The organism is Umezawaea sp. (assembly GCF_057122925.1).
Window position 1 is genome coordinate 1 of record NZ_DBNGPQ010000085.1, and the last position, 24,164, is coordinate 24,164.

The window sequence follows — 24,164 nt, forward strand, 5'->3', positions numbered from 1 at the left end:
CGCCATGTCGGGGGGCGGGACCGGCCTGGAGGCGGGGGAGCCCCTGGCCGACGCCCGCGACCTCGGCGCCGACGCCTCCCTCGCCAAACCCTTCACCGTGGACGACCTGCGGGCCGCGGTGCTCCACCGGATCGACGGCGCCGACCAGCCCCGCACCGACGTCGACCTCACCGGTCTGAGCTACCTGAGCAGTTCCGGGATCGCGCTGCTCCTGGAGGCCGCGACCGCGGCCTCGCGCAACGGCCGGTCCCTGACCGTGCTGGCCGGGGAGGGGTCCACGCCCGCCCGGATCCTGGAGCTGTCCGGGCTCAGCGGGGTCTCGACCGGTCGGGACCTGGTGGTCAGGACCGTCGCGCCGGAGCGCTAGAAGATGATGACCAGCAGGAGGACCACGGCCAGCACGATGGCCAGCACCATCCAGTGGAAACCCGGCTTGCGGCGGTGGTGCGCCTGCACGGTGGTCGTGCGGAACCAACTGCCCGGCAGACGGCGTCGGTGTCGGTCAACCCAAGGCATGTCCGCTCCCCTGCTTCCGGTGTGCCCCTCGGCACGGTCGACTGGGGACTACCCCGCACAGGCCTCCGGAACACCTCGGATTTGAAATATCTTCAAATCCCCTGTTCCTCCTCTGTGGAGCGACGTGGCAGAATTTTCGGGTCCCGCACCCGTTCGAACGGACCGGCCGTTGATCGAGACCAGCGCGAAGGTGGTCACCGTCCTGCTCGTGGAGGACGACCTGGAGGACGCCTTCATGACGCAGGAGGCCTTCGAGCACCACCGGGTGGCCAACCCGCTGCACGTGGTGCGCGACGGCGTCGAGGCGATGGCGTTCCTGCGGCGCACCGGCGAGCACACCGACGCCCCGCGCCCGGACCTGATCCTGCTGGACCTCGGCCTGCCCAGGATGGACGGCCACGAGGTGCTCGCGCAGGTCAAGTCGGACGACGGCCTGCGCACCATCCCCGTGGTCGTGCTGACGACCTCCGACGCCGAGGGCGACGCGCTGCGCGGCCACCTCCCGCGCGCCGACGCCTACGTGACCAAGCCGATCGACTTCCAGGCGTTCACCGGCACCGTCCGCGAGTTCGACGACTTCTTCGTCGCGGTGGTGCGGTCGACCGGCTGAGCGGCCTCACACGAGCGCGGGCAGGTGCCCGCTCGGCACGTGCCCGTCGCCCAGGAAGTCCTGTGCCCACCGCGCCACCTCGTGCGGCGACGGCACCGGGTCCCCGCCCATCCGCGCCAGCACGACCGGCTCCTCCACGCCGTCGGGTTCGACCGCGACCGCCCACCCCTCGTCCTCGCGCCACAGCAGGGCGACGTCCCAGTTCGGGAAGCTCGGGACCCTGCCGTCCAGCGCCAGGTAGGCCCCCAGGGGCCGGTCCACCTCGACGCACGAGCACTCACCGCTCAGCCCCAACGCCCGACCCACGCGCCTCACGTAGTCGCGCAGTCCGCGAACCGAGCCGTCGTCGAAGTAGACGTCCACCGACACCACCGTCCTTCACGGAATGAACGTGCGACCGGTTCACGCGCCACGACAGGGGTCCGGCACACCGGACCCCGCGCGGCACAGCTCCCCGGTCAAGCGTCGATCTGCTTGACCTCCTCGGCGCCACCGCTGCTCGTGATCGAGATCTTGCGCGGCTTCGCCTTCTCCTGCACCGGGATCCGGAGCGTGAGGACACCGGCGTCGTAGTCGGCCGTGATGCGCTCGGCGTCGAGGGTGTCGCCGAGGAACAGTTGACGGGAGAACACGCCCAGCGGCCGCTCGGCGACCTGCATCTCCACGTCCTCCTTGCCGATCGCGGGCCTGCGCTCCGCCTTGACCGTCAGCACGTTGCGCTCGACGTCCAACTCGATCGCGTCCGCCGCCACACCCGGCAGGTCGAACGCCACCACGAACTCGTCGCCCGTCCGGTAGGCGTCCATCGGCATCGCCGTGGGCCGCGACCACGTACCCGGCCCGGTGAACACCTGCTGCGCCAGCCGGTCCAGCTCCCGGAACGGGTCAGTGCGCATCAACATCCGGCACCTCCTCGTACGTTCTCGACTCCTGTCAACGCGCACTTCTGTTGTAACATGTCATCCAAGTGATGACAACCCCCATGTCGTCGAAAGGATGACAAATGCCGATCGGTGACTACGAGACCCTCCGCGCCGCCGCCTCCACACCCGACCTGAGCGCGGCACAGGCGTTGAGCGCACTGGAACTCCTCCGCGAACTGCGAGCCGAACTGGCCGACTGGGAACCGAGGCTGATCGCCACGGCTCGCGACCACGGCGCGAGCTGGGCCGACCTGGCACCCGCGCTGGGCGTCGCCAGCCGCCAGGCGGCGGAACGCCGCTACCTGAGACTGCGCACCTCCGACATCGGCGAATCCACGGGCGAGGAACGCGTGCGGGCGGAACGGGACCGCAGAGCGGGAGACCGCGCGGTCTCCCAGTGGGCCAGGGCGAACTCAGCCGTGCTCCGCAGCCTCGCAGGCCAGATCGGCGACCTGGACCCGTCCGTGCACAGGGCACTGGGCGAGAACGACGCGGCAGCGCTCCTCAGCCCGCTGGCGGGCGCGCACGACCACCTGCGCACCACCCACCCCGACCTGGCGGACCGGATCGGCCTGATCGGTGAGCACACGGACCGAGTCCGCCGCGACACGCAAACCCAGCGGGAGGAACGCGGCCCCCGGTGAACCGACGCCGTTGGCGGCACCGGGTCGCACGTCAGGGATTGGCAGAACGAAGCGCTCCAGCACTGCAATGAACGCTGAACCCCAGAAACTCGAACTGCTGGACCACGGGCCGATCGAACTCCAGGATCTCCAGGTCAACATCGTCGACGAGAGCGGTGGCGGTGGTGCTCATGGTGTCTCCCCAAGGGTTTCACACGGACGGTCGCCGTGGCCGTGACCTGAAGTCTGCTGACCGGAACAGCAGCCCGGTAGTTACGCCGTAACACGGACCGACATGAAGCCGTCACACCCCGAATCCGGCGAATTCACACCCCACCAGCGGTATCCACAGAACTCACGACAGCCGACGCCCCACCCCGCCAAGGAGGACCACCAACCGAACCCACCACCAAGGAGGACCAGCAAACAAGACCCACCACTGCCAACGGGGACCACCAAACCAACCCACCACCGTCAACGGGACCACCAAACCGGACCCACCACCGTCAACGGGACCACCAAACCGGACCCACCAATGTCAACGGGGCCAACAGAACCCAGCCCTCTACCCAACCAGACCCCCCAACCGCCCCCACCGGCCCCCTCCGCCGCCCCGCTCCCCAGCGCCCTCACAGCTTCCGACGTTTGTCAAGGCATCTTTCCCGCCTTGACAAACGTCGGAAGCTGTACGAGACAATCGCGCGAGCGGGGTGGTGGAGGGGTCTCACGAACCACGACTTCCAACAGTGCGATCCCAGCGCCCCCAGCGAAACCCCACCGCAACTCCCAGCGGAGGTGACCGACAAGACTCGGGGCCCCCTGGATCTGCCCCTCGACCGGGCTTGCGAGCAGAGGCGGTGGCCTGCCCGATCAAACAATAAGGGGCAATCCCCGAGCAAATCGGCCGCGGTTCAGGGAAGGCCCTGTCCTGCTTGTGCCGTAGCGCTACCAGGTGCCCCTTGTGCCGTAGCGCTACCAGGTGACCGGCAGCGAGTAGACGCCGTAGACGAAGCCGTCGTGCTTGAACGGGATGTCGTCGAAGTCGGCCGCCAGCCTCAGTTCCGGGATGCGGCGGTAGAGGGTGCGGTAGACGGTCTGGAGTTCGAGCCTGGCCAGTGGTTGGCCGAGGCACTGGTGCACGCCGAACCCGAACGCGAGGTGGTGGCGGGCTTCGCGGGTGAGGTCGATCGTGTCCGGGTCGGTGAAGACGTCCGGGTCGCGGTTGGCGATGTCGTTCGGGAGCACCAGGCCTTCTCCCGCCTTCACCAGTTGTCCGGCGACCTCGATGTCCTCCAGGGCCACGCGGCGCCTGCCGCCGTGGGTGATGTTGAGGTAGCGCAGGAGTTCGTCGGTCGCCGTCACCGCGATGTCCGGGTCGTCGGTGTCGCGCAGCAGCGCCAGCTGTTCCGGGTCGCGCAGCAGGGCCAGCGTGCTGAGCGCGATCATGTTGGCGGTGGTCTCGTGGCCCGCGATGAGGAGCAGCACGGCCATCTCGGTGGCGCCGCGGTGGGTCAGCTCACCCGCCCGGACCTTCTGCCCCAGCCTCGACAGCAGGTCGCCGCCGGGGTTCTCGATCTTCTCGGCCACCAGGCGGCCCAGGTACTCGGCGAGCGCGCCGGACGCGGCCGCGCGCTGGTCCGGCGTGGAGTTGCGGTTGATCATGGTCTTGCTGTTGCCCTGGAAGAAGTCGTGGTCGGCGTACGGGACGTCGAGCAGGTCGCAGATCACCAGCGACGGCACGGGCAGGGCGAACGCCTCGACCAGGTCCACCGGCTTGTCCCCGGCGAGCAGGGCGTCCACGGCGTCGTCCACGATCTTCTGCACGGCGGGCCTCATGGCCTCGACGCGCTTCACCGTGAACGTGGAGCCGACCATGCGCCGCAGCCGCGAGTGCTCGGGGTCGTCCATGCCGATGAAGCTCAGCGTGGCGTTGCCCGGCGCCTGGCGCGGGTAGGTCGGGTGGGTCATGTCGGCGCTGACCCTGGGGTCGCCGAGCACGGTGCGCTGGTCGGCGTAGCGGGTCACGAGCCACGGCGTGCTGCCGTCCCACAGGCGCACGCGGGTCAGCGGGGCCTCCTCCTGGAGCGCGCGCAGCTCCGGCGGCGGGTCGAACGGGCAGCCCCGCGCCCTGGGCATCGGGTACTCCGGGACCCCCGCGGGGTCCAGCGTGGTGGTCATGGTCGTCCTTCCGGGATCGGTGCCGCGACGGGACGCGGCGCTGGGTGGTGCAGGCGGAGCCGTCGGGCCTGCGTGGGCGTGTTCCAGCCCAGGACCCCGACCGGGTCGCCGAGGGCGAACCGCGCGTCGAGCACCTCCGGCACCCCGGCCGTGCGCGGGTGGGCCCGCGCGGGCGTCCACGTCCCGGCGGGCACCCGCTCCGACGACGACGACAACGACAACGACGACAACAACGACGACGGCGGCCGGTCGTGCGGCGGGTGGACCTCGTCGCCCACCAGCGTCAGCGAACCGAGACAACCCCGCGCCGCAACGCCTCCGCCGTGACGAGACCGGCGGCGGACGCCCCGACGACCACGACCCCGGAGGGTGTGGTCACGCCGTCCCGTCCAGCGTGATCGCCGCCGCGGGGCACACGCCCGCGGCCTCGCGGACGGCGTCGTGCAGGTGCTCGCCGGGCCGGTCGTCCAGCAGCACCACGACACCGTCCTCGTCGCGCTGGTCGAAGACGTCGGGCGCGACCAGCACGCACGAGCCCGCGCCGCAGCACCTGTCCTCGTCCACGGAGACCTTCATCGGTTGTCGCTCCTTCACCGGCGGGCGTCCGGGGACCCGGCGCCCGCCTCCTGGGTGGTTCTTCCGGGTCGCGCGCCGGTCGCGGTGACCGGTGCCAGCCACAGCCCGGTGATCGCGTCGACCAGGCCGGCGGCCGTGTCCTCCCAACTGGACCTGGAGGTGGGGGTCCCCTCGGCGAGCGCCCGCTCCCGCTCGGCGCACGTGTGCGTCATCAGGGTGCGGGCCATCGCGCTGCGCTCGACGTGCACCGCGAGCGGCAGCGCGGGCAGGCACCGGTTGAGCCCGTCCAGCACCCGCTGGATCGGCTCGGTGGCGAGCGCCTCGTCGACGATGATCTGCCGCAGGCCGGGGTCGGTCATCACCTGCGCGCCGAACCGGGCGTACCAGGTGGGGACGCCGAGGTCGGCCAGGTGCCCGGTGAACGGCCGGATCAGGCACGCCACCCAGTCGCGCACGGCGGCGCCGCGGCCGATCCCGGCGAGCATGCACGACCGCGCCTCCTCCACCGGTTCGGCGTGGCGGCGCACGATCGCGCGCACCAGCTCGGCCTTGGCGCCGAAGTGGTAGCCGACGGCGAAGTTGTTGCCCTGCCCCGCCGCCTCCCCGACCTGGCGGTTCGACACGGCGAACACCCCGTGCTCGGCGAACAGCCGCTCGGCGGCGACCAGGATCAGCTCACGCGTCCCGACCGCCCGCTCGGTGCGACCGCCCGACGTCACCAGCGCACCGGCACTTCGGCCAGCCCGCCCACGACGAGACCGTCCACGCGCTCCAGCTCGTCGACCGCGACGGCGAGGTCGAGACCGGGCAGCCTGCGCAGCAGCACGTCGAGCACGGCCTGGAGTTCGGTGCGCGCCAGCGACTGCCCGAGGCAGGAGTGCGCGCCGAAGCCGAACGCCAGGTGCGCGTTGGGGCTGCGGTCCAGGCGCATCTCGTCGGCGCCGTCGAACGCCTCCTCGTCGCGGTTGGCGGCGGCCAGGTTGCACACCACGGTGGTGCCGCGCGGGACCACGACCTCGCCGACCTCCGCGTCCTCGGTGATGTAGCGCGGGATGCCGAAGCCGGGGTTCGCGTCCAGGCGCAGGACCTCCTCCACGGCGGACCGCACCAGCGTCCGGTCCGCGAGCAGCCGTTCCCAGCGGCTCCGGTCGGCCAGCAGCATCCCGACCATCTTGCCGATCATGTTCGCGGTCGTCTCGTGACCCGCGACCAGCAGGCCCTGCGCGGTCGCCAGCAGCGCGTCGTCCGGCATGACGTGGCCCGCCCCCGCCGCGGCGGTGATCAGCTCGCTGACCAGGTCGTCGCCCGGATCCTCCCGCTTGGTCGCGATGTGGGCCGACGTGTAGGCGGCGAAGTCGGCCTGCGCGGCGTCGACCTCCTCCTGCGTGTACCGGGTCAGGCTCAGCAGGGTGTCGGACCAGTGGGCGAAGCGGTCGCGGTCGCTCGCGGGCACGCCGAGCATCTCGCAGATGACCCACACCGGCAGCGGGAAGCCCAGTGCCGCCTTCAGGTCGGCGGGCGCTCCGGCCGCGACCATCTCGTCGACCAGCTGGTCGGCCATCGCCTCGATCCCCGGCCGCAGCGCGGACATGCGCTTGGCGGTGAACCACCGGCCCACCATCCGCCGCCAGAGCTGGTGCGTCTCCTCGGGCAGCGCCTTCGCCATCGACCCGTTGAACACGCCGCCGGACTCGGTGTCGGACACGCGGGCCGCGTCGTCGGCGTCGAGCCGCCTGCGGAAGCGCGGGTCGGCCAGGACCTGCTTCACGTCGTCGTAGCGCGTCAGCAGCGAGGCGCCGTCGCCGCTGGGCAGCCTGACGTCGGCGACCGGGCAGCTCCTGCGCAGTCGCGCCCACTCCGGCGGCGGCTCCAGCGCCGTCGGCGACGGGATCGGGTAGTCGATGACCTGATCTGCCTCACCGGGTGCCACGTCGACCTCCTCCACGATGATCTCGGTCGACGCCCAGCTAACCGGGTTCCCCATTTTGAGTCAAGCGACTGACTTAAGCATGCTTCCCACCTCGGCGCCCACCGGTCGAGCACGGGGAGAAGTGGATCAGGCGCGGGGCGTGACGGGCGCGAGCCACAGCCCGACGACCGCGTCGACGAGCCCGTCCGCCGCGTCGTGCCAGGTGGCCCTCGGCGTGGCGATGCCCTCGGCGAGGGACCGCTCCCGCTCGGCGAAACCGTGGACCATCAGGTGCCGGGTCATGTCGCCGCGCTCGGCGCGCACCTCGGCGGGCAGGTCCGGGAGGCGGCGGTCGAGCCCTTCGACGACCTGCCGAAGCGAGGGCGTCGCGAGCGCCTCCTCGGACATGATCGCCCGGAACGCCGGGTCCGTCATGACCTGCGCGCTGAACCTGGCGTACCAGGTGGGGTCGCCCAGCGCGGCGAGGTGGCTGGCGGTCGGGTGCACGAGGCAGGCCACCCAGTCCCGGATGTCGTCGGACCCGCGGATCCGCGACACCATCTCCAGGCGCAGCGATTCCACCCTCGACGCGTGCCTGCGGACGATGGCGCGCACCAGGTCCACCTTGGTGCCGAAGTGGTAGCCGACGGCCGCGTTGTTGCCCTGGCCCGCGGCGGCGCTGATCTGCCGGTTGGACACGGCGTAGAGACCCTGCTCGGCGAACAGCCGCTCGGCGGTGCGGAGGATCTGCTCGCGCGTGGCGCCGACCTGCTCCGCCCGCGGCGTTCTGCTGACGTCCGTCACCACGATCACCACCGTACAGGCACGTCGGACACCGTCGACCGACAGTTCGGACAAGCGGGACGCCCGGACCGCCGAGCGCCCGCGGGGCGAGGTCACCGTCCCATTCGGACAGATCGGGCACAGTGAAGCCGACCGACTATTCTAAGTCAAGCGACTGATTTAGATCGGTGCGGGTCGCGCGACCGCTCAGCCGACGCGCAGGCCCGCGACGAGGACCCCCACCAGGCCGCGCGCGTCGTAGCGGTCGTCCTGCTCGGCGCCGATGCAGAGGTTCCCGACACCGCGCATGAGCTGGTAGGCATCCAGGTCGGAGCGGATCTCACCGGACGAGACGGCGGCGTCGAGCAACCGCGCGCAGACGGGCAGGAGGCGGTCGAGGAAGTAGCTGTGCAGCGCGTCGAAGCCCGCGTTGTCCGACCGCAGCACGGCGGCGAGCCCGTGCTTGGTGACCAGGAAGTCGACGAAGAGGTCGATCCACCGCGCCAGCGCGACGTGCGGGCTCGCACTGCTCTCCAGCAGGGCGGGGCCCGCGTCGGCGCAGTCCTCGACCTGGTGCCGGTACACGGCGATGATGAGGTCCGCCCTGGTGGGGAAGTGGCGGTAGATCGTGCCCATGCCGACACCGGCCCTGGCGGCGATGTCGCGGACCGGCGCCTCCACCCCCGACTCGACGAAGACGGCGGCGGCCGCGTCGAGCAGGGTTCCCTCGTTGCGCCGGGCGTCCGCCCGCTTGGGTTTGCCCGTGCCCTCGTCGCCGTCGTCCACCGCGCCGCTCCTCCCGCCACTCGACCCGCCCCGCCACCGGAGCGGAGCCGGACAACCCAACCACGGAGGAGCACCCGGTGCGGTACCGCACCGGGTGCGGGCCGATCGCGCCGCCGACCGCTCCCCTCAGCCCAGCAGCTCCCCCAGCGCGACGAGGAGTTCGCGGCGGCTCTGGCAGCCGAGCTTCTGCCGCATCCTGGTGACGTGGTGCTCGACGGTCTTGCCGGAGATGAACAGCCGGTCGCCGATCTGCTTGTACGTCAGGCCCTCCAGCACCAGCGCGGCCACCTCCTGCTCGCGCTCGCTGAGCACCCCCGTCTCGGACTCGTGCTCGGACGACACCGCGCTGAGCCTGCGCGCGAGTTCCAGCAGCCTGGTGATGGTGGCCCGGTCGGTGGTGCGGATGGCCGCCTGGCCCGCCAGGCGGGAGGCGTCCCAGTGCAGGCCGTGGCCGTGCAGGGCGGTGGCCGTGCGCTCGACCTCGTCGGGCTCCACCGCACCGGTGCTGACGGCCAGCCAGCACTCGGCCGCGTCGGCGAGCACGCGGCCCGCCGGCGTGTGCTCGCGGTGCCGGGCCAGCGCGTCGACCTGGAGCCGGGCCGCCGCGGTGTCGCCGCCGATCAGGTCGGCGTGCACGGCCCACCAGCGCAGCATCACCGACCAGGCGGGCGGGTGGCCCGACCGTTCCAGCAGGTCCCACGCGAGGTCGAGGTGGCCCGCCACCTGGTGGGCGCGACCGAGCCTGGCCGCCGCGGCGACGAGTTCGCCCAGCGGCAGCAGGGTGAACAGGTCCACCGGCTGCACCAGGAGCGCGTGGTAGGCGTTCTCCCAGCCCGCCTCCAGCGCGCGGGGGTCGCTGCGGCGGCGGGCCAGTCCGAGGTCGACGGCGGCCGTGAGGAGCGCGTCCCTGGGTTCCAGGCCGCGCAGCGCCTTGAGCGGCGCCAGCCGCTGGGCCGCGGTGGCCAGGTCGCCGCCCAGCAGCGCGGTGCAGGCGAACAGGACCTGGTGGCGGACGCCGAACACGCCGTGCTTGTCCGCTCCGCCGAGCAGCGTCGCGGCGAGCGGGAGTTCCGCGAGGTGCAGGCACACGTGCGCGGCGAGGGCGGTCGGGCTGTCCGGCAGCAGGTGCGGCGCGCCCAGCGAGTCGGCGACCGACGCGGCCGAGACCAGTGTGGACAGCGCGGTCGCGGGTGCGCTGTCCACACTGGTCAGCAGCCCCCGCGCCATGCGGCGGGTGAGGCCCGCGGCGAGCGTCGGCGCCGCCGGGGTGCCGTCGAGCAGGTCGGCGGCGCGCCGCCACCGCCCGGTGGCCACGTGGGCGATGGCGGCGAGGTCCACCGCCCGCGGGTCGGTGGCGGTGGCGGTGGGCAGCACCTCGGCGCCGCGGGCCAGTTCACCGCGCTGGGCGAGCACGATCGCCGCGACCACGGCGCCCGCGGCGCGCACCCGCTCGTCCCCGGAGCCTGCGGCCAGGTCGGCCGTCCTCAGCGCGGCGTCCGGGTCGCCCGCCAGCGCGTGCGCCTCGGCCGTCAGCGGCGCCAGGTCGACGGCCGAGCCGCCGAGGTCGACGGCGGCGGTGAGGAACCGCACGGCGAGCGCCGGGTCGTCGCGCAGGGAGTCCTGGGCGGCGGCGACGTAGGCCCCCGACTGGTCGGCCACGGCGCCGGGCAGCTCCAGCAGCGACGTCGCGAGCGCGCGGATCGACTGCTTGCGCTCCTGCTGGAGCCGCAGCAGGGTGCGCGCCAGCCCGACCCGTTCCTCCATCGGCGTGAGGACGCGCACGGCGTGCGCCACGATCGGCGGGACGCCCCCGTCGGTGCCGATCACGCTGGCGGCGCGGGCCGCGTCGGCCACGGCCTGCACGGCGTCGGGGGTGGTCCGCAGCGCTTCGGCCAGCAGGTCCAGGTCCAGCGGCGCGCCGAGCACCACGGCGAGCAGCAGGGTGCGGACGTCGGCGCCCAGTTCGTCGAGCGCCGGGGCCAGCGCGCCGACGGGGTCGGTCGAGAGCGCGGCCTCCACGAACGCGGGCACGCCCCCGGTGCGCTGGTGCAGCGCGTGCGGCTGGCCTGCCGAGGGCTGGCGCCCGGTGCGCTCCCGCAGGAAGTCGCCGATCTGGTCCCGCCCCCACGGGTCGAGCCGGACCCGGACGACGGAGGGCGAGAGCGCGGCCAGCAGGACGGGCAGCCGGGGGTTGCGGGTCGGCCGGTGGGCGACGGCGAGGTCGGCACCGGCCTCCACGTCGGCGACGAGGGCCTCGATCGCGGCGTCCGACAGCGTCTGGGCGTTGTCGACCGCTCTCCTGTCCAGCGTGGACAGCAGCGCTGTCTTCCCCGTCCCGGAGGGACCGGCGACCACCACGTGCCTGGCCTTGGCGGCCCGGTCGAGTGCGTCGGCGACGGCGGGGGCGAACACGAGAGCGGACTGGGTCATGCGACGGGCTTCCTCCTCGGTGCGGGTGCTGTCGCAAGGTTCGGACAGGGGGCACCACCGGGTTCATCCCGAGGTCGGTTTACGGGGATAGCCCCGTCCCCTAGTGCTTCCCCCAGTCATCCCCCTAACGGGTTAACTCGTTCGAGACTAGGAGTGTCACCCGATGTGCGCACGGTGACGACGGACCTACCGTTTGGTCTCGTAAGGAACACCGATCCACCTCAGGAGCTCACACAGATGGACACGTTCGAGACGCTGCAAGACTTCGCCCTCCACCTGCTGAACGACTCGCAGGCCCTCTCGGCGTTCCAGACCGCCCCCGAGGCCGCACTCAGCGCCGCGGGCCTGGGCGACGTCTCCGCGCTGGACGTCCAGGAGATCCTGCCGCTCGTCCTCGACTACGCCCCCACGCAGGGCCTCGGCGACCTGACCTCCACCTTCGACACCCTCCCCCTGCTGGAGGACAGCCCCGTCTCCGGCGTCGTGTCGCACGTCGAGGACCTGGCGGGCGACTTCTCCCCCGTGACCGACCTGGGCCAGGGCCTCGACGCCGACGTGCTCGGCGGCGCGCTCGACAGCGTGGGCGACCTCGGCGGTGTCGGCGGCATCGGCGCGCAGAGCCAGGTCACGGACCTCGTCGGCGACATCACCTCCGGCGTCGGCGTCCTCGACAGCACGGACCTGGACTCGACCGTCAAGGACATCACCACCGGTGACCTGACCGGCGTCGCGGACAGCGCCCTGCACGTCACCGACGTGGTCGAGGTCGCCGACGTCGTCTCCGACATCGGCAACGTCGAGGACATCACGTCCGGCGTCTCCGGCATCGGCGACATCTCGGGCATCGGCGACATCACCGACGTGGCCGACCTCGGCGACCTCAACCTCAACGGTGTCCTGAGCGGCAACGACATCTCGTTCTGACCCACCGCCCGGAGGGGCTGGTCCACCGCACCCCGGTGGACCAGCCCCTCCGGCGTGCGCCGACCCGCGTCGGCGCGCCCCCCGCGCAGGGTGACGCTCCGCTTCGTCGACGACCGGGTCCGCGTCAGATCCGCACGGCCCTCCGCACGACCGCCGAGTCGACCGGCCGGTAGCCCGACGGCACCAGGACGGTCCCCTCGGGGCGTGGACCGACGAGCGCCTCGACCTCCGGGGGGAGCCCGAGGGAGAAGTCGGCGACGTCGACCGGGACCTCGGCCCCCTCGGACGCCTCGCAGGTGAGTTCCGCGCCGTCGTCCGCGCCGTAGAACTCGAACACCAGGTTCTCCGGCACGCTCTGGGCCGCGGACTCGACGCGCTGCCCCGCCACCACGCACGCCCGCACCGCCCCCCTCGGCAGGGAGACCTGGATCCGCCAGCCCCTCCGGGGCGAGTCCACCCGGAACCGGACCGTGCGGACGCCGTCGGCGGTCGTGTCGGCGAGCGTGGTCACCGTCGGCTCGGCCAGGGCGAGCGCCGGGGCGGGGGCGCGCAGCACGGGGGCCTTCAGCAGCGGGAACTCGCGGGTGAGCGACACCCGTTCCGGTGCGGCGCCCAGGACCCGGCCGGTCCAGTCGTCGGGTTCGGGGTCACCGGTCAGCCACACCGACCGGCCGGTGGTGGCGTCGCGCAGGTAGAGCAGCCCGTCCGGACGGGGTTCGCGAACGTCGAACCCCGAGACGAGCGCACTGGTCGTGACCAGCACCGCCGCGACCACCGAGGCCACCGCCGCGAGGAGCCCCGGCCGGGGCAGGGCGGTGAACAGCGGCAGCACCAGCACACCGGCCAGCACCGCGACGGCCATCGCCACCCCCACCAGCTTGATCCCCAGCGCGACCGTCAGCGTCGACACGACCGGGGCGAACAGCACCACCGCCACCGCGGGCGCGAGAGCCGCGAGCGGCAGGCTCCCGGTGCCGCGCCGAACCGCCCACCACAGCGCGGGCAGCCCGGCGAGCAGCGGCCACTGGAACAGGTAGGTGGCGCCCGGCACGACGACCGCGACGGCGACCAGCGACACCCCCACCAGCAGCAGCCCGCCCGCGAGCACCTCGGCCGGGCTCCAGCGCCGCACCAGGCGGGCCACCAGCAGCAGGACGGCGGCGGCGACCGTCGTGAACGCGGCGATGAACCACCCCCGGTCGTACGGTTCGGACAGCGGCAGCGCCGCCAGACCGGGGCGCACCAGCGTGAGCAGCCGCCAGAGCCCGAAGCACAGCGCGGCCGTGCCGACCACGGCGCCGAGGGCCGCGCCCGCGACGGCCGCCGCGCCGACCGGCCGCAACCGTCCACGGCGGACACCCACCACGACCAGCAGCACCAGCGCCACCACCGAGACCGCGGCGAGCACGAGCGCCACCCACACCGGGTAGTGCACGAGGACCCGGCCGACCAGGTCGAAGTAGACGGCGGTCCGGTTGTCCAACCGCCGCAGGTCGCGCTCGCCGAGCGCGGCGACCAGCCCGGTCATGGTCTCGCCGTGGTGCTGCACGGTGTCGCGGTCCAGCGTCCCGACGTCGTCGTTCGGCGAGTGGTAGTCGTGCAGGCCCTCGATGAACGCCGCGTTGAGTCCGGTGGCGCCCGCGTCGCGGAAGACGGTGAAGTCGGTGTAGTTCGGCATCCGCAGGTAGACCTCGTAGGCCAGCGAGTTCGCGATCGGCCTGCTGCTCGCCCCGGCGAACGCGTCGACCAGGCCCGCGTTGGCGGTGCTGGTCTCGAACATCACCACCGGTCCCCGGCTGCCGCGCGCCTCCCAGTTCAGCACCGCGCCGAACTCGGCGACCCCGTGCTGCCGCACGAACAGCCGCGCGCCGAGCGAGCCGAGTTCCTCGCCGTCGGTGAACAGGAACACCACGTCGTTGCGCACCCCGCCGGACGCCGTGAGGACCCGGATCGCCTCCAGCATCGACACGACCGCGGCCCCGTCGTCCGCCGCCCCCGGCCCCGTCGGCACGGAGTCGTGGTGCGACACCAGCAGCAGCGCCCGCCCGCCGCTGAGCCCCGGATCGGTGCCGGGCACCGTCGCGACCACGTTCCACGCCACCGCCACCCTCACCGGTTTCCCCGGATCGGCCAGCACGACCTCGCCGGACTCGACCCGCACCCGCGCCCCGGCCGCGCGGGCGGCGGCCACGACGTGCTCGCGCACCCGGTCGTTGTCCGCCGTGCCCAACGGGTGCGGCCGTTGCGCGATCTCCCGCAGGTCGGCCTCCACCCGCGCGGCCGAGAACTCCGTCGGAGGGACGTCGGCCGGGGCGGCGGCGGGCGGGCGGAACGCCAGCAGCGACAGCGCGCCGAGCGCCACCAGGACGACGACCAGCACGACCGCCACGGCTGACGGCCGGACACCCCTGGGAACGTTCGGTTCGGCGGTCATCGGCAGAACCTACCCACGCGGGAGCCCCCGGTGGCCGTCCGACTTCGGCGTCCTGTTCGGAACTCCGCGTTTCCGCCTCGCGGGCACGGGCGCGGGGGCAGAATGGCGTCCGTGCCGCTCCCCCGCCTGCCGCGTCCGCCCCGGCGTCCCGTGCGGACGGCCCTGCGCTTCCTCGTGTGGCTCGTGCGCGAGACGATCGCGGTGTGGCTGGACCTCGACCGGCCGAAGCCCTTCGAGAGCCGCCCCCGGCCCGCTCGGGAGATCAACCGCCGCGCTCGCGAGCGGTAGTCCCGCACGGGCCCGCCGTCGTGTTGGATGGGGTGGGTGACGACCTTCGCGATCGTGGGTTCCGGCTGGCGCGCCGAGTACTTCTGGCGCCTCGCCGCGGCGCTGGACGGCCTGGAGTGCGTCGGCGTGGTGTCGCGCCGGGCGCGGGAGCTGCCGGTTCCGGTCTTCCCGTCGCTGGACGAGTGCCTGGCCGCGAAACCGGACTTCATGGTCACGGCCACGCCGTGGGGCGTCACGCCGTCGCTGGTCGCGGACCTGGTGGAGCGCCGCGTCCCCGTGCTGGCCGAGACGCCGCCCGCACCCGACCTCGACGGCCTGCGCGCGCTGTGGCACGGGGTCGGCGCGAGCGGGCTGGTGCAGGTCGCCGAGCAGTACACCCGGATGCCCGCGCACGCCGCGCGCCTCGCGCTGGTCCGCTCGGGCGCGATCGGCGACCCGACCAGGGTGGACGTCTCCTCGACCCACCAGTACCACGCGGTCTCGCTCATCCGGGCTCTGCTGGGCACGGGCCGCGGCCCGGCGGAGGTGCGGGCCGTGCGGACGACCGCGCCGCTGGCCGACCCCATCACCCGCGCCGGGTGGACGGACCCGGTCGAGGTGAAGCAGGCGACCACGACGATCGCCACCGTCGCGTTCGACGACGGCGGCTTCGGCCTCTACGACTTCACCGACAACCAGTGGCACAACCAGTTGCTGATGCGCCGCCTGCTGGTCCGCGGCACGACGGGCGAGCTGCGCGACCAGGAGGTCGTCCGGCTGGTCGCCGACCGCACGATCGTCCGCACGGAGGTCGTGCGCCGCCAGACCGGGTACGACCTCGACCTCGACGGCTTCGACACCGACCACATCACGTTCGGCTCGGACGTGCTGTACCGCAACCCCTACCAGGGGCGGCGGTGGAACGACGAGGAGATCGCCATCGCGACCCTCCTGGAGGACACGGCGGCCTGGGTCTCCGGCGGCGGCCCCGAGCCGTACCCGCTCGCCGACGGCATCCACGACCACCGCGTCGCGCTGGCGGTCGAGGAGGCCGCGGACGGCGGCGCGGCGGTCCGGGTGGACGTCGAACCCTGGCGGTGAAACGCCCTGGCCTGCTAGTTCGCCGTCCTACGACCTGAAAACCGGTCGTCAGACCGTAGCGCGGGATCGATTCACGGGGTAGAAATGTCCAACTCGATGGGAGCGCTCTCTCGGCCCTACCGCCGCAGCGTGGCTCCCCACTCCCCCGTGAACAGGCAGGTCGACGATGATCGTGCGTCGCATAGGCTCCCCCGCCGGAGCGCTCCCCGTCCCGCCACCGACCACCCGACTGAGAGGACGATCCGCATGATCTTCGCGGGCTCCACGAAGCGGCGACTCGGCCGCGTGCTCACCCTCGGCCTGGTGGTGACGCTGGCCGCCGCGACCACCGCGACGGCCGCTCCCGACACCCGGTCGCACGGCGGCAGCGCTCCCAACTTCGGCGTCAACACCACGGTGTTCGACCCGAGCACGCCGGTCGCGCAGATCCAGGCGACGCTGGACGCGACCTACGCCAAGCAGGTCGACAACGAGATGGGCACCGAGCGGTACGCCTACCTCTTCAAGCCGGGCACCTACGGCACGGCCGAGCAGCCCCTCCAGATCAAGGTGGGCTACTACACCGAGATCACCGGTCTGGGCGCGGCGCCGACCGACGTCGTCATCAACGGCAAGGTCGAGGTCTACAACCGCTGCCTCGCCGACGGCGGCACGAGCAACTGCCTGGCGCTGGTGAACTTCTGGCGCACGATCTCCAACCTGACGGTCAACGTGAACGCGACCGGCCAGGACGGCTGCCGCTCGACCGCGAACTTCTGGGCCGTGTCCCAGGCCGTGTCGATGCGCCGGGTGAACTTCACCAACGGTGGACTGTCCCTGATGGACTACTGCACCGCCGGTCCGCAGTACGCGAGCGGCGGGTTCATCGCCGACTCGAAGCTGCCCGCGACCACCAACGGCTCGCAGCAGCAGTGGCTGACCCGCAACAGCGAGGTCGCGAGCTGGTCCAACGGCGTGTGGAACCAGGTGTTCTCCGGTGTCGTCGGCGCCCCCGACGACTCGGCGTTCCCGGACCCGCCGTACACCACGGTCGCGAAGACGCCGGTGAGCCGCGAGAAGCCGTACCTGTTCGTGGACGCCAAGGGCAAGTACAACGTCCGCGTGCCCGCCGCGAAGCAGAACACCTCCGGCACCTCCTGGTCCGCGGGCGCCACCGCGGGCCGCACCATCCCGTTGAGCGACTTCTACGTCGCGAAGCCGACGGACTCGGTGCAGACCATCAACTTCAACCTGCTGATCGGCAAGAACCTCCTGCTCACGCCCGGCGTCTACGACATCGCGCGGAGCATCGAGGTCCGGCTGCCCAACACCGTCGTCCTCGGTCTCGGGCACGCCACGCTGACCGCCGTCAACGGCGCGATCCCGCTGGACGTCGCCGACGTCCCCGGTGTCGTCGTCGCGGGCGTCACGGTCGACGCGGGTCTGAAGGAGTCGCCGGTCCTGCTGCGCGTGGGCAAGAAGAACGGCTGGGCCTGGAGCAGCGCGTCCAACCCGACCACGCTGTCCGACGTGTACTTCCGCGTCGGCGGCCCGCACGTGGGCAAGGTCGACACCGCTCTCGAGGTCAACAGCGACGACGTGCTCATCGACCACACCTGGGTGTGGCGCGCGGACCACGGCGTCGAGGGCTTCACCGACACGCAGCGCTGGAACACCAACACCGGCCGCCAGGGCGCCGTCATCAACGGTGACCGCGTGACGGCGACGGGCCTGTTCGTCGAGCACTTCCAGAAGTACAACACCACCTGGAACGGCGACAGGGGCACGACCATCCTGTACCAGAACGAGCTGCCGTACGACCCGCCCACGCAGGCGGACTGGATGAACGGCCCCGTCGAGGGCTACGCGGGCTACAAGGTCGGCGCGAAGGTCAAGACGCACTCGCTCTTCGGCGCGGGCGTCTACGTGTTCAACCAGAACAACCCGACCATCCACACGGAGAACGGGTTCGAGGTGCCGAACACCCCCGGTGTGAAGCTGCACCACATCATGACCGTCAACCTCAGCGCGGGCGTCGTGGACCACGTGGTCAACGGCGTCGGCGAGGCGGCCGACATGACCAAGGTCGGCGTGCCGGTGTACGTGAAGGACTACCCCGCGGTCCCGTAGGGGCACGGGTGTCGAACGGGCCGGGGGCTACGCGCTCCCGGCCCGTTCGGCCGTGCAGACCGTGAGCCGCAGTTCGGGGTCCTCGTCGAGCCGGAACGTGGCGCAGTCGTGGACCACCCCGTGCAGGGTCTTGCGGCCCGCTCCCCCGCCGACCACCTCGTGCGCGTCCCACCAGCCCTCGAACTCGGCGGAGCCGGTCGGCGAACGCCGGGTCCGGCTCCCACAGGTCGTACGCCACCCGGAACTGCGCCACGGCGTGCGCGGCCCCCTCCTCCCACCCCGCGCCGAACGACTCCCGCGCGGCGGGGTCGAGCAGCAGGTGCTCCAGGACGTTGTCGGGCACGCCGCCGAACAGCTCCTCGGCCGCGGCGTCGCGCACCAGCAGGTCCCACCGGCGGCCCGTCACGTAGGCGGGCTCGGCCGGCGCGGCCACCACCCCCCGCGTTGCCTCCGGCACGACCTCGCACTCGAACGGCCTTCGCTTCCCGTTGCGCGCCAACGCTTCCAGGTGCGCGCGTTCGGGAGCGCTCCCCTGGCCTACCGGACGCCGTCCACCCGCCCCACGAACTCCAGGACGGCGGCGGCGAGGGCCTCGGGAGCCTCCTGCGCCACCAGGTGCCCAACGCCCCCGAAGCGCACGGAGGTGACGGCTCCCGCGGTCACCTGGCGGAAGGTCCGCTCGGTGGCGGGAGCGCCGGAGGCGTCGACGGTGAGCACCGGAACGGTCAGCGGCCGCGCTTCGGCAAGGGCCCTGGTCCGCCCGGCGTCGGTGAAGATCGACCGGTAGAGGTGCTCCGTGCCCCGCCAGCCGTTCGGCCGCGCGTAGGTGCGGGCGAACTCGTCGACGTCGTCGTCGCCGATCACGCCCTTCGCCCCCGTCATGGCGGGGAAGGCCCACTCCGCGATGAGTTCGCGCTCGTGACCCGCCAGCAACATCCCCGGAATGCCCGGCGCGCCGAGGAACCCGACGTGCCACGAGCCGCCGTGGTTGACGTCCGCGAGGTCTTCGAGCCCGTAGCCCGCCAGGGTCGTCTCGACGGCGGTGAGGCTGCGGACGTCCTCGGGGTGCGCGGAGGCGAAGCGGAAAGCGAGACCGCCGCTGATGTCCTGGCACAGGACGTGGACCGGGCCGACGCCGAGGTGCTCCACCAGGTGGTGCAGGTCCTCGGCGAACGTCGCTTCGTCGTGGTCGCCCTCCGCGGTGCTGGAATCGCCGAACCCGCGGAGGTCGACGGCGAACACCCGGTGTGCCGCCGCCAGCAGGGGGATGACCTCGCGGAAGGCCCACCACGTCTCCGGCCACCCGTGGACCAGCAGGACCGGAGAGCCCGAGGTGCCCGCCGAGACGTGGTGGAGCCGGGTTCCGTTGACGTCGGCGAGGTGGTGGGTGACCCCGGGAACCGTGGCACCGACCGGATCGATGACGGGCATGGGCGCTCCTCAATTGGACAACCTTGGTTGTCCAAACCATAGACAACCAAGGTTGTCGTTGTCAAGGTGACCTAAGCTGGGCCCATGTCGCGCCCCGGCTCCGACCTCGCCATGCTCCTGCTCGGCGGGTTCCGCGCCTTGGCCGATCGGGCCACCGCGGAACTCGTCGCCCGCGGGTACGACGAGGTGCGGCCCGTTCACGACTTCGCGTTGCAGGCGATCCTGTCGGGCGCGGACAACGCGTCCGAACTCGGACGGCGGATGTCCGTCACCAAGCAGGCCGCCGCGAAGACCATCACCGCCCTGGAGGAGCGCGGCTACGTGGCACGGGAACCCGATCCCGTGGACAAGCGCCGCATGCGCCTCTTCGTCACCCCGCACGGGCTGGCGATGCTCCGCGAAGGCACCGCGATCTTCGACGACCTGCGCCGGGAGTGGGAGGAGCGGGTGGGCGCGGTTCCCCTCTCGCAGCTGGAGAGCACGCTGAGGCAACTGGTCGACGAGAGTGCCGACTACCGCCACCACGGGACCGAGTGGATGGCGTAGGACCCCTTCGCCCCCACCCGACCACCGCGCCCCGAGCAGGTCGCCCACCGGCGGTCCTCGCGGTCGACCGACGACGACCTCGCCACCGTCGATCGACCGCGGTGCGCCGTCCACGACCCCGCCCGGCGTGCCGCCCCCTGGTCACCGCGCGCTAGTGCAGCACGTCAACGCCCTCCGGCAGCGCCGAGAAGGCCGTGCGGTCGTCGGTCAACAGGGACAGCCGGGCCGCGCCGATGTCGAAGAACATGCCGATCACCTTCAGCCGTCCCTCGGCCACGGCGTCGCGCACCACCGGCAGGCGTTCCAGCGACGCCACCTGGACGGCGACGTTCACCATGGACAGCCGGTCGGCCACGGCGCCCGAGCGCGGGTCGGCGGGGTGGCCCGCGCGCAGGGCCGCGAGGCTGCCGACGCCCGAGCGCAGCCAGCGGCCGACCGGGTCGTCGGAGCCCGCGGCACCGTCGAGCAGCGCCTTCATGCCGCCGCAGCCGGAGTGGCCGCACACGACCAGGGCCGGCACGCGGAGCACCTCCACCGCGTAGTGCACCGAGGCGCCCACGCCGTCGTCGTCGAGCGGGGCGAGGTTGCCGACGTTGCGGACGGTGAACAGGTCGCCGGGGCCGCTGGCGGTGATCACGTTGGGCACGATGCGGGAGTCGGCGCAGGTCAGGAACATCGCCTGCGGCTCCTGCCCGTCGGACAGGCCCTCGAACACCGGCCGCAGCAGAGGGGCCGACCGCCGGTGGTACTCCTGCACGCCCGACACCAGCGGGCGGGCGGCCTCGTCGTGGTCGCTGTGGCGCTGCGCGGGAACGGACGTCTGCCACGACGACCACGGGGCGAACCAGCGCGGCAGCGCCGCCGCCGGACCGCCTCGCGACATGCCGCTGCGGACGCCGGACACCTCGTCGACGTGCACGACGCCGCCGGTCTTCTCGTGCTGGTCGCGCCACATCGCCAGGTGCTCGTAGGTGGCGTGGTCGAGGAAGTCGACGGCGAGTTCGACGTCGACCGGGGCGCCGTCGGGGACGTGGGACAGCACCCGCGACAGCCTCGGGATCGACAGGAAGCTCAGCGTGCCCTCGACCAGCACGGTCCAGTGGTCGTGCCCGCCGGGCACGGGCGTCCTGGACACCTTCAGCTTCGCCCACACGACCCGGCGCAGCATCAGCGCCACCGACAGGGAGAACCCGATCAGCACGCCCATCAGCAGGTCGAGGAACACGACGCACCCGACGGTCGTCAGGTACACGAGGAGTTCGGACTGGCGCCGCGCCGTGCGCACGTCGGCGACCTTCAGCAGCTTGATGCCCACGTAGACCAGCAGACCTGCCAGCGCCGCCATCGGCACCTGCTCGATCAGGCCGACCAGCGCCAGCGAGAACAGCAGCACCCACACGCCGTGCAGCACGGCCGACGCCCTGGTGCGCGCCCCCGCGGCCACGTTGGTGGAGCTGCGGACGATGACACCGGTGACCGGCAGCCCGCCGAGCAGGCCGGACACCGTGTTCGCGGCGCCCTGGCCGACCAGTTCGCGGTCGAGGTCGGCGGCCCTGCCCCGGTCCTTGAGCTTGTCCACCGCGACCGCCGACAGCAGGCTCTCGACGCTCGCGATCACGGTCATCGTGAACACCGCCAGCGCGACCGCGCCCCACCGGCCGTCGGGGAGTTCGGGCAGCCGCACGGAGTCGAGCACCGAACCGGGCAGGTCGACCCGCGCCACGTCCCAGGACAGCGACCAGGCGAGCAGCGTGGCGCCGACGATGCCGACGAGCGAGGCCGGGACGGCGCGCACCGCGGGAGGCGTCAGCGGCCACACCAGCAGCACGGCCAGCACCACGAGACCCACGACGGCCTCGCCGGTGTGCACGCCGAGGAGCTGGGCGGGGAGCTGGGTGATGTTCTCCCACGCCCCCGTGCCCGGCGCGCCGCCGAGCAGCACGTGCAGCTGGGCCAGCGCGATCGTGACGCCGATGCCCGCGAGCATCCCGTGCACCACGGCGGGTGAGATGGCGAGCGCCGCGCGCGCGACCCGGCTCAGCCCCAGCACGACCTGGAGCAGGCCCGCAGCGACCGTGATGGCGCAGGTGACGGCCCAGCCGAACTGCTGGACGAAGCCCGCCACCACCAGGGTCAACCCGGCCGCGGGTCCGCTGACCTGCAAGGGGGCTCCGCCGAGGAGTCCGGCGACGACACCGCCGACGACCGCGGCGATGAGGCCGGCCGTGACCGGGGCGTCGGAGGCGACGGCGATGCCCAGCGACAGCGGCATCGCCACCAGGAAGACGACGAGGGACGCGGACAGGTCGTGGCGGGAGTCCTCTCTGATCCACCGGCGCACGGCGGTGCGGCGGGGTTCGCGGGTCGAGGGCGCGTCGCGTGGTTCCACGTGGGGTCCTCCGGGAGAGCAGCGGTGGTCCTGGCCGGCGCACCACTGGGCCGTTGAGCGGTATCGGCTCCGCTCACGTGCCTCCAAACGGCGCAAATGTCCGATTGGTTCCCACCCTACGTGTTCGTGCGATTGCTCACAGTTCCTGCCCGGTTGGGATCGCGGAGGGGCGGTCGGGTGGACCGCCCCCTCCGGCGCACCGTCAGCGCTCGACCGGGATGACCGTCCCGCCGACGTGGCGGCGGTTCTCGGCCTCGTCGATCATCGCGGCGGCGACGGTCGCCCGGCTGACGCGGCCGGGGAGCAGCCGCCGGGGCGCGTCGGCGAGACCGTGCGCCCGGCGGTCGGCGCTCAGCGGGCCGTTGGTCAGCGGACCGGCGTGGAACACCGTGCCGCCCGCGGCGAGCACCGCCGTGTCGGCGGCGACCTTGTCCTCCAGCTCGCTCTTGAGGAGCACCCGCAGCAGGGTCCTGGTCACCGGCCCCGCGACCTCGGCCGACGTGCCGGTGCCGAGCGCGCCCAGCCAGATGATCCGCTCCGGCCGCGCCCGGACGAGCGCCCTGGCTCCCGCGGTGAGCACGCCGGGTTCCTCGCCCTTCGCGATGCCGAGTCCGGAGAGGACGACGGAGCCGTCGGGCACGACCCGCGCGAGGGAGTCCGGGTCGCGCAGGTCGGCGGCCACGCGGGTGAGGCGGTCGGAGTCCGCGACGGTGACGCGGCTCGGGTTCCGCGCGACGGCGGTCACGGTGTGGCCCCGGTCGAGCGCCTGGCGGGTGAGTTCGAGGCCGGTCGCGCCGGACGCGGCCAGGACGGTGATGTTCACGAGGTCCCCGCGGTGGACAGGGCGTCGAGGACCGGGCCGTGGACGCCGGGAGCGGCGGCCACCACGTCGGTGCTCGCGACGGTCCACGGCACGCCCTGGAGGTCGGTGACCACGCCGCCCGCCTCGGTCACCAGCAGCACGCCCGCCACCAGGCCGGAGCGCACGTCGCTGTGCTGCCAGAAGGCGTCCGTCCGACCGGCGGCGACGTGGATGAGCTGGAGGGTCGCGGGCACGGACACCCGCAGCACGCTCCCGGCGGTCAGCAGGGCGGTCACCGAGCCGCCGATGCTCCGGAACGTCTCGACGCTCTCCCCCGGCCGCGCCTGCCCGGTGCCGACCAGCGCCCCCAGCAGCGCCGTCTTCCTCGACGGTCGCAGCGGCACACCGTCCTGGTGGGCTCCCCCGCCCTCGACGGCGGTGTAGGTGGTGCCCGTCAGCGGGAGGTGGACGACCGTGAGCACCGGCCGGTTGTCGCGGACGAGCGTGGCGGTCACACCCCAGTCGGTCAGGCCGTGGACGTGGTTGATGTTGCCCTCGGCGGGGTCGGTGACCCACCACTCGCCCGGCGGCAGCGGACCGCCCGCCAGTTCGTCCTCCACCCAGCCGGAGCCGGGGCGGGCGGCGAGCAGCGGCTCGCGCAGGACGTCGAGCACGGCGTCGTCGTTGGCGTTGATCGCCGCGACGATCTCGTCGAAGGTGGTCAGCGTCGGGGGTTCGGTCGTGAAGCGCTTCTGGAGCAGCGCACCCGCCGCCTCCACGATGGGGACGACCTCGGCCAGGAGCGCGGTTTCGTTGTGGGACATGGG

The 24,164-nt window shown here is 72.7% G+C and carries 26 protein-coding genes and 1 pseudogene; 8 read left to right on the top strand and 19 right to left on the bottom strand.

From position 1 onward, the window contains the following. Positions 1 to 367, top strand: a 367-nt coding sequence (locus AC156L_RS19120; RefSeq protein WP_484407124.1) for an STAS domain-containing protein, incomplete at its 5' end; no start/stop codon positions are given. On the opposite strand, the gene AC156L_RS19125 is transcribed toward AC156L_RS19120, so the two are convergent. Then, positions 364 to 516, bottom strand: coding sequence for a hypothetical protein (locus AC156L_RS19125; RefSeq protein ID WP_330883251.1), 153 nt, complete (start codon positions 514 to 516; stop codon positions 364 to 366). The two genes, AC156L_RS19120 and AC156L_RS19125, sit on opposite strands and share 4 nt — an antisense overlap. Before the next feature lie 172 nt (positions 517 to 688). Here AC156L_RS19125 and AC156L_RS19130 point away from each other — a divergent pair, with 172 nt between their 5' ends. Further along, a complete protein-coding gene (locus AC156L_RS19130) occupies positions 689 to 1,126 on the top strand; it encodes a response regulator (protein WP_330883260.1) in 438 nt (145 codons plus the stop codon). A 6-nt stretch (positions 1,127 to 1,132) separates the two neighbouring features. Here the strand turns inward: AC156L_RS19130 and AC156L_RS19135 are convergent, their stop codons facing one another. Both AC156L_RS19135 and AC156L_RS19140 read right to left on the bottom strand, forming a co-directional pair. Continuing rightward, on the bottom strand, positions 1,133 to 1,489 hold the full coding sequence (locus AC156L_RS19135) for a DUF6292 family protein (RefSeq protein ID WP_330883249.1): 357 nt from the start codon (positions 1,487 to 1,489) through the stop codon (positions 1,133 to 1,135). Between the two features lie 95 nt (positions 1,490 to 1,584). Beyond that, positions 1,585 to 2,028: an Hsp20/alpha crystallin family protein gene (locus AC156L_RS19140; protein ID WP_330883247.1), complete on the bottom strand. Its 444-nt coding sequence runs from the start codon at positions 2,026 to 2,028 to the stop codon at positions 1,585 to 1,587. A gap of 101 nt (positions 2,029 to 2,129) precedes the next feature. Here AC156L_RS19140 and AC156L_RS19145 point away from each other — a divergent pair, with 101 nt between their 5' ends. Continuing rightward, positions 2,130 to 2,693: an HSP18 transcriptional regulator gene (locus AC156L_RS19145; RefSeq protein ID WP_330883246.1), complete on the top strand. Its 564-nt coding sequence runs from the start codon at positions 2,130 to 2,132 to the stop codon at positions 2,691 to 2,693. 31 nt (positions 2,694 to 2,724) lie between these two features. Here the strand turns inward: AC156L_RS19145 and AC156L_RS19150 are convergent, their stop codons facing one another. From AC156L_RS19150 to AC156L_RS19190, 9 genes are all read right to left on the bottom strand, one after another. Beyond that, positions 2,725 to 2,865, bottom strand: a complete 141-nt coding sequence (locus AC156L_RS19150) for a hypothetical protein (protein WP_330883244.1) — start codon at positions 2,863 to 2,865, stop codon at positions 2,725 to 2,727. Positions 2,866 to 3,644: 779 nt separating this feature from the next. Next, on the bottom strand, positions 3,645 to 4,850 hold the full coding sequence (locus AC156L_RS19155) for a cytochrome P450 (RefSeq protein WP_330883242.1): 1,206 nt from the start codon (positions 4,848 to 4,850) through the stop codon (positions 3,645 to 3,647). Further along, the gene (locus AC156L_RS19160; protein WP_330883240.1) at positions 4,847 to 5,128 is read right to left on the bottom strand and encodes a hypothetical protein; all 282 of its coding nucleotides are present in this window, start codon (positions 5,126 to 5,128) and stop codon (positions 4,847 to 4,849) included. Before AC156L_RS19160 ends, AC156L_RS19155 begins: the two co-directional genes overlap by 4 nt. A gap of 97 nt (positions 5,129 to 5,225) precedes the next feature. After that, positions 5,226 to 5,426: a ferredoxin gene (locus tag AC156L_RS19165; RefSeq protein WP_330883238.1), complete on the bottom strand. Its 201-nt coding sequence runs from the start codon at positions 5,424 to 5,426 to the stop codon at positions 5,226 to 5,228. Positions 5,427 to 5,440: 14 nt separating this feature from the next. Continuing rightward, the gene (locus tag AC156L_RS19170; RefSeq protein ID WP_414720118.1) at positions 5,441 to 6,148 is read right to left on the bottom strand and encodes a TetR/AcrR family transcriptional regulator; all 708 of its coding nucleotides are present in this window, start codon (positions 6,146 to 6,148) and stop codon (positions 5,441 to 5,443) included. Further along, positions 6,142 to 7,410 (bottom strand): cytochrome P450, encoded by a 1,269-nt coding sequence (locus tag AC156L_RS19175; RefSeq protein ID WP_330883234.1) that lies wholly within the window; start codon positions 7,408 to 7,410, stop codon positions 6,142 to 6,144. Before AC156L_RS19175 ends, AC156L_RS19170 begins: the two co-directional genes overlap by 7 nt. A gap of 72 nt (positions 7,411 to 7,482) precedes the next feature. Beyond that, on the bottom strand, positions 7,483 to 8,142 hold the full coding sequence (locus AC156L_RS19180; protein WP_330883232.1) for a TetR/AcrR family transcriptional regulator: 660 nt from the start codon (positions 8,140 to 8,142) through the stop codon (positions 7,483 to 7,485). A 183-nt stretch (positions 8,143 to 8,325) separates the two neighbouring features. After that, positions 8,326 to 8,904 carry a TetR/AcrR family transcriptional regulator gene (locus AC156L_RS19185; RefSeq protein WP_484407126.1) on the bottom strand — a complete coding sequence of 193 codons (579 nt, stop codon included), beginning with the start codon at positions 8,902 to 8,904 and terminating at the stop codon, positions 8,326 to 8,328. A gap of 126 nt (positions 8,905 to 9,030) precedes the next feature. Beyond that, positions 9,031 to 11,334 (bottom strand): LuxR C-terminal-related transcriptional regulator, encoded by a 2,304-nt coding sequence (locus tag AC156L_RS19190; protein WP_330883228.1) that lies wholly within the window; start codon positions 11,332 to 11,334, stop codon positions 9,031 to 9,033. Positions 11,335 to 11,571: 237 nt separating this feature from the next. On the opposite strand from AC156L_RS19190, the gene AC156L_RS19195 reads away from it, so the two are divergent. Continuing rightward, a complete protein-coding gene (locus AC156L_RS19195; protein ID WP_330883225.1) occupies positions 11,572 to 12,258 on the top strand; it encodes an IniB N-terminal domain-containing protein in 687 nt (228 codons plus the stop codon). A 124-nt stretch (positions 12,259 to 12,382) separates the two neighbouring features. Here the strand turns inward: AC156L_RS19195 and AC156L_RS19200 are convergent, their stop codons facing one another. Then, a complete protein-coding gene (locus tag AC156L_RS19200; protein WP_330883223.1) occupies positions 12,383 to 14,692 on the bottom strand; it encodes a M20/M25/M40 family metallo-hydrolase in 2,310 nt (769 codons plus the stop codon). Positions 14,693 to 14,803: 111 nt separating this feature from the next. On the opposite strand from AC156L_RS19200, the gene AC156L_RS19205 reads away from it, so the two are divergent. The 3 genes from AC156L_RS19205 (at position 14,804) to AC156L_RS19215 (ending at position 18,169) form a co-directional block, all read left to right on the top strand. Beyond that, positions 14,804 to 14,980: a hypothetical protein gene (locus AC156L_RS19205; protein ID WP_330883221.1), complete on the top strand. Its 177-nt coding sequence runs from the start codon at positions 14,804 to 14,806 to the stop codon at positions 14,978 to 14,980. A gap of 36 nt (positions 14,981 to 15,016) precedes the next feature. Beyond that, positions 15,017 to 16,060, top strand: a complete 1,044-nt coding sequence (locus AC156L_RS19210; protein WP_330883219.1) for a Gfo/Idh/MocA family protein — start codon at positions 15,017 to 15,019, stop codon at positions 16,058 to 16,060. 246 nt (positions 16,061 to 16,306) lie between these two features. Continuing rightward, positions 16,307 to 18,169 carry a glycosyl hydrolase family 28-related protein gene (locus tag AC156L_RS19215; RefSeq protein WP_330883217.1) on the top strand — a complete coding sequence of 621 codons (1,863 nt, stop codon included), beginning with the start codon at positions 16,307 to 16,309 and terminating at the stop codon, positions 18,167 to 18,169. Between the two features lie 27 nt (positions 18,170 to 18,196). On the opposite strand, the gene AC156L_RS19220 is transcribed toward AC156L_RS19215, so the two are convergent. The 3 genes and pseudogenes from AC156L_RS19220 to AC156L_RS19230 all read right to left on the bottom strand — a co-directional run bounded on the left by AC156L_RS19220 (position 18,197) and on the right by AC156L_RS19230 (position 19,600). Further along, on the bottom strand, positions 18,197 to 18,325 hold the full coding sequence (locus AC156L_RS19220) for a hypothetical protein (protein ID WP_330883215.1): 129 nt from the start codon (positions 18,323 to 18,325) through the stop codon (positions 18,197 to 18,199). Between the two features lie 70 nt (positions 18,326 to 18,395). Then, positions 18,396 to 18,626: pseudogene (locus tag AC156L_RS19225) on the bottom strand (MmyB family transcriptional regulator); the annotation flags it as partial. A gap of 80 nt (positions 18,627 to 18,706) precedes the next feature. Continuing rightward, positions 18,707 to 19,600, bottom strand: a complete 894-nt coding sequence (locus AC156L_RS19230) for an alpha/beta fold hydrolase (RefSeq protein WP_330883213.1) — start codon at positions 19,598 to 19,600, stop codon at positions 18,707 to 18,709. Between the two features lie 84 nt (positions 19,601 to 19,684). Here AC156L_RS19230 and AC156L_RS19235 point away from each other — a divergent pair, with 84 nt between their 5' ends. Next, positions 19,685 to 20,146 (top strand): MarR family winged helix-turn-helix transcriptional regulator, encoded by a 462-nt coding sequence (locus AC156L_RS19235; protein WP_330883211.1) that lies wholly within the window; start codon positions 19,685 to 19,687, stop codon positions 20,144 to 20,146. Positions 20,147 to 20,297: 151 nt separating this feature from the next. Here AC156L_RS19235 and AC156L_RS19240 read toward each other — a convergent pair whose 3' ends face one another. The 3 genes from AC156L_RS19240 to AC156L_RS19250 form a co-directional block, all read right to left on the bottom strand. Further along, a complete protein-coding gene (locus AC156L_RS19240; RefSeq protein ID WP_330883209.1) occupies positions 20,298 to 22,535 on the bottom strand; it encodes a bifunctional SulP family inorganic anion transporter/carbonic anhydrase in 2,238 nt (745 codons plus the stop codon). Positions 22,536 to 22,737: 202 nt separating this feature from the next. After that, entirely contained in the window at positions 22,738 to 23,358 is a 621-nt protein-coding gene (locus AC156L_RS19245) for an NAD(P)-dependent oxidoreductase (RefSeq protein WP_330883207.1), read from the bottom strand. Continuing rightward, positions 23,355 to 24,161: an inositol monophosphatase family protein gene (locus tag AC156L_RS19250; RefSeq protein WP_330883205.1), complete on the bottom strand. Its 807-nt coding sequence runs from the start codon at positions 24,159 to 24,161 to the stop codon at positions 23,355 to 23,357. The genes AC156L_RS19245 and AC156L_RS19250 overlap by 4 nt, the downstream gene beginning before the upstream one ends. Positions 24,162 to 24,164 lie beyond the last annotated feature (3 nt).

Coding starts and splice junctions, on each gene's coding strand:
- AC156L_RS19125 (WP_330883251.1), bottom strand. CDS start 516: ATGCCTTGGGTTGACCGACACCGACGCCGTCTGCCGGGCAGTTGGTTC.
- AC156L_RS19140 (WP_330883247.1), bottom strand. CDS start 2,028: ATGTTGATGCGCACTGACCCGTTCCGGGAGCTGGACCGGCTGGCGCAG.
- AC156L_RS19145 (WP_330883246.1), top strand. CDS start 2,130: ATGCCGATCGGTGACTACGAGACCCTCCGCGCCGCCGCCTCCACACCC.
- AC156L_RS19150 (WP_330883244.1), bottom strand. CDS start 2,865: ATGAGCACCACCGCCACCGCTCTCGTCGACGATGTTGACCTGGAGATC.
- AC156L_RS19155 (WP_330883242.1), bottom strand. CDS start 4,850: ATGACCACCACGCTGGACCCCGCGGGGGTCCCGGAGTACCCGATGCCC.
- AC156L_RS19165 (WP_330883238.1), bottom strand. CDS start 5,426: ATGAAGGTCTCCGTGGACGAGGACAGGTGCTGCGGCGCGGGCTCGTGC.
- AC156L_RS19175 (WP_330883234.1), bottom strand. CDS start 7,410: ATGGGGAACCCGGTTAGCTGGGCGTCGACCGAGATCATCGTGGAGGAG.
- AC156L_RS19190 (WP_330883228.1), bottom strand. CDS start 11,334: ATGACCCAGTCCGCTCTCGTGTTCGCCCCCGCCGTCGCCGACGCACTC.
- AC156L_RS19195 (WP_330883225.1), top strand. CDS start 11,572: ATGGACACGTTCGAGACGCTGCAAGACTTCGCCCTCCACCTGCTGAAC.
- AC156L_RS19200 (WP_330883223.1), bottom strand. CDS start 14,692: ATGACCGCCGAACCGAACGTTCCCAGGGGTGTCCGGCCGTCAGCCGTG.
- AC156L_RS19215 (WP_330883217.1), top strand. CDS start 16,307: ATGATCTTCGCGGGCTCCACGAAGCGGCGACTCGGCCGCGTGCTCACC.
- AC156L_RS19230 (WP_330883213.1), bottom strand. CDS start 19,600: ATGCCCGTCATCGATCCGGTCGGTGCCACGGTTCCCGGGGTCACCCAC.
- AC156L_RS19235 (WP_330883211.1), top strand. CDS start 19,685: ATGTCGCGCCCCGGCTCCGACCTCGCCATGCTCCTGCTCGGCGGGTTC.
- AC156L_RS19250 (WP_330883205.1), bottom strand. CDS start 24,161: ATGTCCCACAACGAAACCGCGCTCCTGGCCGAGGTCGTCCCCATCGTG.